The organism is Photorhabdus sp. HUG-39 (assembly GCF_963878365.1).
In the GTDB taxonomy this organism is placed as follows: Bacteria; Pseudomonadota; Gammaproteobacteria; order Enterobacterales; family Enterobacteriaceae; genus Photorhabdus; species Photorhabdus kayaii.
This window is the reverse complement of the sequence record NZ_CAWNWY010000105.1, coordinates 1-1,065: the sequence shown is the minus strand read 5'-3', so window position 1 is coordinate 1,065 and position 1,065 is coordinate 1. Positions and strand designations below refer to the sequence as shown.

General features: G+C 51.2%; 1 pseudogene. It reads right to left on the bottom strand.

Going from position 1 to position 1,065, the window contains the following annotated elements:
• A pseudogene (gene tssI / locus AAC155_RS24215) lies at positions 1 to 1,065 on the bottom strand (type VI secretion system tip protein TssI/VgrG); the annotation flags it as partial.

The window sequence follows — 1,065 nt, the reverse complement described above, 5'->3', positions numbered from 1 at the left end:
AATTTGCTGGTTATCGGCGACGTTTAATTGATGGTTTTTACCAATGGAAATAGCTTGCTGACCTTTAATGGTTACCGTTTGATTTTGACCGACTTCAAGCGTCTGAAAGCCCTGCACGGCTTCATCATCATCGTTTTTAATTATCGCCGTGCGGTTATGCGCCACTTCTGTTTGTTGGTCATGGCCTATCTGCGTGGTTTTATCCCGGAGAATCTGCGTTTTCATATTCCGTTGAGCATGAATAAACACTTCCTCTCTGCCTTTTTCATCCTCAAAACGCAGTTCATTAAATCCCTCTCCTCCGCGAGTCCGGGTTTTAAAGGTGGTACGGGTTTTCTCCAGCGGTAAATCAAGAGGCGGCCGGTTGAGGCCATTGTAGGTACACCCCGTTACAATCGGACGGTCGATATCGCCGTTGAGATAGCTGACGATCACCTCCTGCCCGACGCGCGGTATCGCCATAAAACCGAAACCGTTGCCGTTCCAGCCTTGTGCCACCCGTACCCAACAAGACGCGAGGTCGTCCGCTTTATCGTAACGGTTCCAGTGGAAATGGATCCGTATCGCGCCGTGTTCGTTCACATAAATCTCTTCGCTTCCCGGCCCGACCACCGTGGCGACTTCATCACCGTCCGCCAGGGGTTTATAGCGGTAAGGGGGCCGCCAGTCCAGTCGTCCTGGAATAAAGGCGACCTCGTTTGTCAGTGTCGTCCCTTCGCCCCCGTCGTTTGACGCGACAGATTGCTGCCCATGATGAGTGACAGAGATGTGTATTCCCGTTCGACATGGCGTTTATAGAGCGTATCGCAGGCAAATAAAATACGATGCTCTTTAAGCAGGATCGTTAAGATTTCCGGTACAGACTTCCGATGGAAAATACGGCTATCCTGATTGAGCGTCATCAGCCACATTGTGGGGCGGACAGTGAAAATATAAACAGTGCGACGACCATCGGTATTACCCTGTTCAGCACCAGCTATCAACCCATTAATGGTCCGTTCGGTGACGCCATTGCGGGTAATGGTCAGTGACGCGCTGTCCCCCAGCTGTTCATTCAGGGGAATG